Below are 8,644 nucleotides of genomic sequence, written 5' to 3'. Positions count from 1 at the left end.
GAGGCAACCAGACAAGAAAATTCCCAAAGACTAGAGACAAGCTATCTAATTCGATTGCATCTACAAAACCTTAATCCTAGTTTTTTAAATAATCTCCTGCATCTGATGGAATTAGAAATACAATTCCAAAATTTTGCTATGGAAAAGTGCAATGATTGGTGTGTATTTGAACTGTTAGAGAATACAGCTACAGCAGCAATTAATCTTGATTTACTGCTGCGAGTGACGGAAAAAGTTTTAATCTACCCCTGTACTGATACCATCCACTTTTTAGAATTAGCAGCCTTACATATCAATAATCCAGAAATAATTGCGGCCAAAGTTATCTCAGCAATTGTCAATTATGGTTATCAACAAAAGCAAAGTGTATTTGCCATTAATTTAGTAGAACTTTGTTTGCGCTTTCTACCAGAGGATTTATACTTACAAAATAGTTTGTTTAATCTTTATAAAACCACCACTGTTGACTATAAAAAATCTCTAGAAATTGCCGAAAATTTTTATAAAAATTGCCAGACAACTACTGAAAAGCTCTTGGGAATTTCTCTAGTGATTGGTATTTTACAAGCTAAGGGAGACTGGGGAAATTTACCTAAATTTATCGATGAATTAATACAACTAATCGAGCGACAAATTAATGCCAAACAATTTAATGCACGTCCCTTTATTATCGACTCTATTTTAGGAGTTACTATCTGTCTTCCCTACTATCAAGATAATCCGAAAATTAATCGCTATTTACAAAGTAAACTAGCAGAAATTTTTCAAGCAGATGTAAGAACACGCTATAACTATATTGCTCCTGTTTCTTCTCCAAAATCTCCAGCAAGAAAAATAAAAATTGGTTATATTGCCTATACTCTCCGTCGCCATTCTGTGGGTTGGTTAAGTCGCTGGTTATTTCACTATCATAATCGAGATAAATTTGAAATTTACACCTATTTTGTCAACCAAGCAGCAGACGAAATTACTGAAAAATGGTTTAAAAATAACTCAGATTATAGCTATAACTTGCCAGCAAAAATTGAACAAATAACTGCCCAAATTCGTCAAGACAAATTAGATATTTTAGTGGATATTGATAGCTTAACCAATAATACAACTTATCTAGTAATGGCATTAAAACCCGCACCGATACAAGTAACTTGGTTAGGATTAGATGCGTCGGGAATCCCTGCGATTGATTATTTTATTGCCGATAACTACGTTTTACCCGAAAATGCTGAAGAAATTTATTCAGAAAAAATCATCCGACTTCCTAACTCTTATTTATCCGTGGATGGTTTTGAAGTGGGTGTTCCCACTAGGAGAAGAACTGATTTAAATATTCCCGATGATGCTATTATTTATCTGACCGTGCAATCGGGATTAAAACGCACCTTAAACATGATTTATCTGCAATTGCAGATTCTCCAACAGGTTCCTAATAGCTATCTTTTAATCAAAGGTTTTGCCGACAAAGAAACCATTCGAGAATTATTTCTCAAAAGTGCCGACGAATTGGGAATTAGTCAAGATAGATTAAGATTTTTGCCTAATGATTTCAATGAGGAAACCCATCGCGCTAATCTAGGAATTGCTGATATAGTTCTCGATACCTATCCCTATAGTGGTGCTACCACAACCCTAGAAACCCTCTGGATGGGGATTCCTTTAGTCACTAGGGTTGGTGAACAATTTGCAGCCCGCAATAGCTATACTTTTATGAAAAATGCCGGCATTAGTCAGGGTATAGCTTGGAGTGATGAGGAATATGTGCAGTGGGGAATTAAGTTAGGATTAAATAAAAATTTAAGGGAAGAAGTCCGTTATCAATTACGTCAATCTCGTCATACATCTCCCCTCTGGAATGGAAAAAAATTTACGATAGATATGGAAAAAGCCTACGAAGAAATTTGGCAAAATCATCACCATGATTAGCTTATCTATAAATGAGCAAATTTATCGGTAGCCTCAATTAAAGCACTACGAATTCCCACTTCTGTCATCGAATGTCCCGCATCGGGAACAATGATAAATTCCGCTTCCGGCCAAGCTTGATGTAATTCCCAAGCAGAAATCATCGGACAAACAATGTCATAACGTCCTTGCACGATAACCGCGGGAATATGGCGGATTTTATCAACATTTTCGATGAGTTGGTTATCCGTCTCTAAAAAACCCTTATTGACAAAATAATGGCATTCAATACGTGCAAAAGCTTCGGCAAAATTATCCTGACCGAATCTCTCGATTAAATTGTCCGCGGGAATTAATTTGCTGGTACTTCCCTCCCAAATTGACCAAGCTTTGGCAGCTTCTAGACGGATTTGGGGGTTATCGCTAGTCAGGCGCCGATAATAAGCGGCCAGCAAATCTCCCCTTTCTTCCGGGGGAATAGGTGCTAAATAATTCTGCCAAATATCGGGAAAAATATAACTGGTTCCCTCTTGATAAAACCATTTTAATTCTTTTTCTCGCAGTAGAAAAATCCCGCGCAAAATTAAGCCTAAACATCGTTCGGGATGGGTTTGACTGTAGGCTAAAGATAGGGTACTTCCCCAACTACCACCAAAAACTACCCAGCGCTCAATTTTTAATAATTCTCGTAGTTTTTCGATATCTGCCACTAACAGCCAAGTGTTATTTTCTCTTAACTCAGCGTGGGGGGTACTTTTACCGCAACCCCGTTGATCAAAAAGGACAATTCTCCATTTCTGTGGATCGAAATACTGACGATAAATCCCTTCAATACCACCGCCGGGCCCGCCATGGAGAAATACTACCGGTTTACCCTGGGGATTGCCCACTTCTTCATAATAAATTGTGTGGAGAGCCGATACTTTTAAGTAACCAGTACCATAGGGATCGATCGCCGGATATAATTCTCTAGTCATATTTACAGCCTTTCTCATCAAGATGAAGTCTAACCTAATTTGCCATCTCCCCACACCCCACACCCCACACCCCGCTCCCCTGGTGTTAGGCCCAGAGAAACCCTAATAGCTAAAGAAACTGCGCGATTAGATACCAAAGTCCTTCACAGATAGAAGATAATCAATATTTATCAGTATTGGAAGCCTTCAGCATGGTTCATTTAACGCCCAATCCTAGCTATAGTTTAAGTCTCAAGATAGAAATCCCCAATCAAGCGGGAACCTTCGCTTCTGTCCTCAATGCGATCGCCGATGTCGGGGGGAATTTAGGGCAAATTTCTCTGATCGAACGCAATTTAAAGATTAGCACCCGCGAGGTGATGGTTGATGCCGCTAGTACCGACCAAGCGGAACAGATTATCGCCGCGGTTAAAGCTCTACCGGATGTTAAACTCCTGAAAGTTTCCGATCGCACCTTCGATCTCCATCGTCGGGGTAAAATCTCCATTGAGAGTCGTATTCCCCTCACCTCCCAAGATGACCTGGCCATGGCCTACACCCCCGGAGTTGGTCGCATCTGCACCGCTATCGCCCACGACCCCGAACAAGTGTACTCATTAACCATCAAGGGCAACACCGTCGCTGTAGTTACCGATGGTAGCGCGGTATTAGGATTAGGAAATCTCGGGCCAGAGGCTGCCTTGCCAGTCATGGAAGGGAAAGCGATGTTATTCAAGGAATTCGCCGGAATTGACGCTTTTCCCATCTGTTTAGCCACCCAAGACCCCGAAGAAATCATCGCAACCGTCAAAAGAATCGCTCCGGTTTTTGGTGGTATTAACCTAGAGGATATCGGCGCGCCACGCTGTTTTGAAATCGAGAAACGTCTGCGAGCGGAATTAAATATTCCCGTTTTCCACGATGATCAACACGGTACAGCGATCGTTTCCCTGGCTGCCCTAATTAATGCCCTCAAATTGGTCAAAAAATCGCTTGATACAGTCAAAATCGTCATTAATGGTGCGGGTGCAGCGGGTATCGCCATCGCTACTCTCTTTAAAACCGCAGGAGCTACAAATATAATCCTCTGTGATTCCCTTGGTATCCTCTCCCAAAAACGGGACGATTTAACCCCAGAAAAACAAGCTTGGGCCGTGGCTGCCAGTGGTAAGCTAGGGGATGCTCTTAAAGGCGCTGATGTCTTCCTGGGGGTGAGTGTACCGGGGGTATTGACTCCCGAAATGGTCAAGGGAATGGCTAAAGATGCGATCGTGTTTGCCATGGCTAATCCGATTCCCGAAATTCAACCGGAATTAATCAATGATTTAGTGGCCGTGGTGGCTACCGGACGCAGCGATTATCCCAATCAGATTAATAATGTTCTCGCTTTCCCCGGATTATTTCGCGGGGCCTTGGACTGTCGCGCTAGGGCAATCACCGATAATATGTATCTGGAAGCGGCCAAAGCGATCGCTTCTTTGATCACTCCTGCTAATCTCAATCGAGAGAATATTATTCCCTCGGTTTTTGATAGTCGTGTAGTTACGGCTGTGGCCGCCGCCGTTCAACACGCTGCTCGTCAAGATGGAGTGGCCGGGGAATAATGTAATTATGGTGCAGGAGGGTAAGTAAACCGTGAAACCGATCGATGATATTCCCGAAGCTTTGCGGGACAACCAGTACACAAAAACTACTAATCCTAATGGTCTAATAGCGATCGCAAGCGGTTTACTCGCTCTGGTGGGAACCGGCATAATTGCCCTAGCAGTCTTGAATCGTCCCCCTGCTACCGTAAAAAAACCGGTTATTAATCCATCCCCCCCCATTCAAGCCACTCCTAGCCCGATTGAGAACATTCTAGGTCATTTACCCTATCAAGAGGCTCCGGAGACGGAATTAGCCCCCATTACTGGGGATGGTGCTATGCGTTTAAGGAAACCGGCAGCCAAGGCTTTTATCGAGATGCAGAGTGACGCGAGAAGGTCGGGGGTGATTTTAATGCCGATTTCCGCATTTCGATCGAAAGCAACCCAAGAAAAGCTCTTTTTTGAAGTTAAAAAACAACGCAATCAGCAAACCCGCAAACGAGCAGAAGTGAGCGCACCTCCGGGTTACAGCGAACATCATACCGGTTATGCGATCGATATTGGCGATGGTAGCACTCCCGCAACGAATTTAAGTAGCAGTTTTGCTAATACTGCCGCTTTTCGTTGGTTGCAAAATAACGCTGCCCAGTATAGTTTCGAGTTATCTTTCCCTGAAAATAATCTCCAGGGTATTAATTATGAACCCTGGCACTGGCGTTTTGTCGGGGATAGTCACAGTTTAGAAACTTTTTATAAAGCCCAACAATTAGGAAAACAAAAATAAGATAACCTTATCGGCGATCGATGGCATTTTCTGGAATTAATTACTAAAATAGGATTATATTGTATTGTGAGTGTTTCTAATATGTCCAAGCCGGTAGAATACTTAACAAATGAGCAAGGGGAACGAGTTGGGGTTTTATTAGACTGGAACACCTATTCTCGATTTGCCAATTCATTAGGACTCGATGAAGATTGTTTGATTGGTTTGAGTGTGGATGAATTAAAAGCGCTGGCAAGTTGTCAATTGTCCCTCGTAGAGCAAACCCGTTTAGATGATTTAGTGACGAGAAATGCAGAATCTTTACTCTGCGCTGATGAAGTAGCTGAGTTAGATGAGTTGTTGGCAAAAACAGATCAATTAACAATTCTTAAAACTCGTGCCAGATATACGCTAAAGTGCTTGGAACAAGGTACGACGGCAGCGTGAGTGTTTATATTCGGATGGGGTTTTCCCGGTCTGACAGGAGAGAGGGATGCAGAAACTCCGATTCTATCTTGTAGGTCATGAACAAATCTTCTTAGCCTACAATTAAAAATAAGCAAGGTAGGGTTGATTCATAGTAGGGTTGATTCATGAATCAACCCTACCCCTGCTAGGGGTTGGGGGGTTGCCTTTTTCCTCGTCTCAACAGGTAATTTAAATACTTGACAGCATCAATGATTGACTGGACTCCCTATCTCGAATCTATCTCGGACTCGGAAAAGTACGCCCAGTGGGAGACATTTTACACCCTCACGGACGTAGAGGGAAAAACACGCCCAGCGAAAACTGCACCTTTGCTAAGGGATTTGTGGGTACAGACGATTGAAAAAGAACCACAAAACCGACAAGAAAGACCAGAAAAAACCGAAAGATTCACAGTTTTAGAAGGTTTACGCAAGTATGCCGCTAATCACGTTCACGTTCTTTTAAAAGGTCGTCCCGGTTCAGGAAAATCGACCGCTTTAGCCAGATTATTATTAGAAGAATCCGTAGGGACCCAAAGCTTGCGCCTAAATCAACAAAATCAAGCTAAAATCATTCAAATTCCCATTCTCATCGAATTACGCTTGTATGAAACCTCAATTCTTGATTTAATTTTACAATTCCTGAAACGCCATAAATTAATTATTGATAGTAATACCCTAGAAAGTTGGCTGTTAGAAAATCAGAATTTTAGCCCATTATTATTATTTGATGGTATCAATGAATTGCCCTCAGATACTGCACGACAGAAATTAAAAAACTTTCGCCAGCAGTATGCAGAAATTTCTATGATTTTCACCACAAGGGATTTAGGCAGCGACGACTTAGATATTGAAAAAAAGCTGGAAATGCTCCCCCTGAGCAAAGCACAGATGCGGGATTTTGTCAAGACCTATTTGCCTGAAAAAGGCGAAGAAATGCTTAAACAGTTGGGAAATCGTCTCAAGGAATTGGGAGAAACCCCCCTGCTTTTGTGGATGTTATGTGAAGTTTTTAATGAGAAAAGCCAAATTCCTGCTAATTTAGGCTTAGTTTTTCGACATTTTACCGAAACAGTTTATCACCACAAATTAAAAGCAGATGTTCCTACTTACCAAGAATCCCGGGATTGGTGGCGAGAATTGCTGCAAGTGTTAGCTTGGAAAATGACCCAAGGGGAGTCAAAAACCGAGATTCAGGTGGCTATTTCCCGAACAGAAGCAGAGGAAGAATTAAGCAAATTTATCAAAAATAAAGGATTCCCAGAATATTACAGTAAGCAGTGGTTAAAGGATTTATTGAAATATCATCTAATTCACCTAGAAGGTAATGATAAAATTGCTTTTCGCCATCAACTGATTCAAGAGTATTACACGGCTGAGGAATTAAAGAAAAAGTTACCCCATCTCAGTGATGAGCAGTTACAGTGGGACTATTTGAATTATCTCAAATGGACGGAACCTATGGCGTTGCTGTTGGGGTTATTGGATAATGAAACCCAAGCAAAACGGGTGGTTAAATTAGGGTTAGAGATTGATTTAAAATTAGGAGCGAGGTTAGCAGGAGAAGTCAACTTTGAGTTTCAAAAGCAGACAGTGGGGTTAGTGCTTGGGTTGGATGTGCCGAAACGGTTTAAGGTGGAGTTATTGGGATTAACAAAGTCTAATCAAGTTGTTAATGAGTTACTCAAGGCTTTAGAAGACTCTGATGAGGATGTTCGTGGGAACGCAGTCTGGGTTTTGGGTAACATTGGCTCAGAAACAGCCATTCCGGGGTTACTCAAGGCTTTAGAAGACTCTGATGAGTTTGTTCGTAGGAAGGCAGCCGAGGCTTTGGGTAATATTGGCACAGAAGCGGCGATGACTGAACTTATCAAATGCCTGAAAAATCCTGATTTTGTCACATTAAATAATGGCGATACTCTCTCTCAAGCTAGAAAAGCACTAGACACAATTCAAAACAAACTTAAATACTATCACCCCCTCCCTGAATCTATTTCTTACTCCACTCAATCCCCAACCTCTGAAACCTCATCTATTACCTATGATTTCAGAGGAGCTACCATTGGCAATTTAGCTCATAATGTGCAAGGAAAACAACAGAATTATCCCCAGCAACATAATAACAATAACCCAGAGAAAAAATAACATGGTTCAGCAACTTAATAACACCCAAATCGCCATCAATACTTTATTGAATAAACTCAACGATTCTCTCCCCCAGATCCGCGCTAAAGCTGCCGAAGCCTTGGGCAAAATTGGCAATAGCAGCCTTGCCGACACATTAGTATCCCATTTAATAGGAGAAAATGATCTTAATGTTCGCCTAAATCTGATTCGAGCTTTAGGAGAAATTGGCAATGAATCCGCAATTCCTTATCTAGCTTCCTGCTTATCTGATACTAATCCCGATATTCGGATAATCACGGCGGAATCTATCGGAAAAATTGGTAGTGAAAAAGCAATATCCTATCTCATTCAATCCCTACAAGATACGGAAGTAAAAGTTCGTGTCACAGCCACAATTGCTTTAGGTGAAATTGGACTAGAAGATGTTATTCCTTATCTAGTAAATGTTTGTTCCGATGAAGATGATAGCGTTCGTTTCAGTGCTGTTGATGCCCTCGGCAAAATTGGCTCTCGTTATGCAGTAAACTGATATGAAATTGAGTACAGAATCCCTCGATTTAATTATCAGAACTCTTGCCAAAAGACTATTCACAGACAAGAACCCAAGTATTCGGATTAAAGCCGCTCAATCCTTATTTTGATCCCCCTAAATCCCTCTTTCTAAGGGGGACTTGAATTCGACGTATCGCTTTCATTCAGAGAAATGGTGTCAGTTTTGCCATTATGGATGCTATAATTAGGGCTTGCTGAATAAATGTGAAATGTAGGCAAGATAGGGGTTTTGTGGCTTTTCTTGCGAAACAGGTGCAAGATTTTGAGAGAATCGTGCTTCAAAACCTTGCGTCT

General features: G+C 41.5%; 7 protein-coding genes. 6 read left to right on the top strand and 1 reads right to left on the bottom strand.

Annotation, left to right across the window (positions count from 1 at the left end; all coding sequences use genetic code 11):
- The coding region (locus PX636_RS20955; protein ID WP_288118679.1) for an O-linked N-acetylglucosamine transferase, SPINDLY family protein at window positions 1-1,920 on the top strand (1,920 nt) is incomplete at its 5' end.
- A gap of 5 nt (window positions 1,921-1,925) precedes the next feature.
- Here the strand turns inward: PX636_RS20955 and pip are convergent.
- Window positions 1,926-2,876, bottom strand: coding sequence for a prolyl aminopeptidase (gene pip, locus PX636_RS20950; protein ID WP_004163232.1), 951 nt, complete (start codon window positions 2,874-2,876; stop codon window positions 1,926-1,928).
- A 191-nt stretch (window positions 2,877-3,067) separates the two neighbouring features.
- Here pip and PX636_RS20945 point away from each other — a divergent pair, with 191 nt between their 5' ends.
- The 5 genes from PX636_RS20945 (at window position 3,068) to PX636_RS20925 (ending at window position 8,327) form a co-directional block, all read left to right on the top strand.
- On the top strand, window positions 3,068-4,459 hold the full coding sequence (locus PX636_RS20945) for an NAD-dependent malic enzyme (protein WP_288118677.1): 1,392 nt from the start codon (window positions 3,068-3,070) through the stop codon (window positions 4,457-4,459).
- A 31-nt stretch (window positions 4,460-4,490) separates the two neighbouring features.
- On the top strand, window positions 4,491-5,225 hold the full coding sequence (locus PX636_RS20940; RefSeq protein WP_288118675.1) for a M15 family metallopeptidase: 735 nt from the start codon (window positions 4,491-4,493) through the stop codon (window positions 5,223-5,225).
- Window positions 5,226-5,306: 81 nt separating this feature from the next.
- A complete protein-coding gene (locus tag PX636_RS20935; protein WP_002754005.1) occupies window positions 5,307-5,651 on the top strand; it encodes a hypothetical protein in 345 nt (114 codons plus the stop codon).
- A gap of 230 nt (window positions 5,652-5,881) precedes the next feature.
- A complete protein-coding gene (locus PX636_RS20930; protein WP_288118680.1) occupies window positions 5,882-7,816 on the top strand; it encodes an NACHT domain-containing protein in 1,935 nt (644 codons plus the stop codon).
- Window position 7,817: 1 nt separating this feature from the next.
- On the top strand, window positions 7,818-8,327 hold the full coding sequence (locus tag PX636_RS20925) for a HEAT repeat domain-containing protein (RefSeq protein WP_258012245.1): 510 nt from the start codon (window positions 7,818-7,820) through the stop codon (window positions 8,325-8,327).
- Window positions 8,328-8,644 lie beyond the last annotated feature (317 nt).

Source organism: Microcystis sp. M53598_WE2, from assembly GCF_030067735.1.
Classification (GTDB): Bacteria; Cyanobacteriota; Cyanobacteriia; order Cyanobacteriales; family Microcystaceae; genus Microcystis; species Microcystis aeruginosa.
This window is presented reverse-complemented; position numbering and strand designations above follow the sequence as displayed.

Coding starts and splice junctions, on each gene's coding strand:
- PX636_RS20930 (WP_288118680.1), top strand. CDS start 5,882: ATGATTGACTGGACTCCCTATCTCGAATCTATCTCGGACTCGGAAAAG.
- PX636_RS20935 (WP_002754005.1), top strand. CDS start 5,307: ATGTCCAAGCCGGTAGAATACTTAACAAATGAGCAAGGGGAACGAGTT.
- PX636_RS20945 (WP_288118677.1), top strand. CDS start 3,068: ATGGTTCATTTAACGCCCAATCCTAGCTATAGTTTAAGTCTCAAGATA.
- PX636_RS20925 (WP_258012245.1), top strand. CDS start 7,818: ATGGTTCAGCAACTTAATAACACCCAAATCGCCATCAATACTTTATTG.
- pip (WP_004163232.1), bottom strand. CDS start 2,876: ATGACTAGAGAATTATATCCGGCGATCGATCCCTATGGTACTGGTTAC.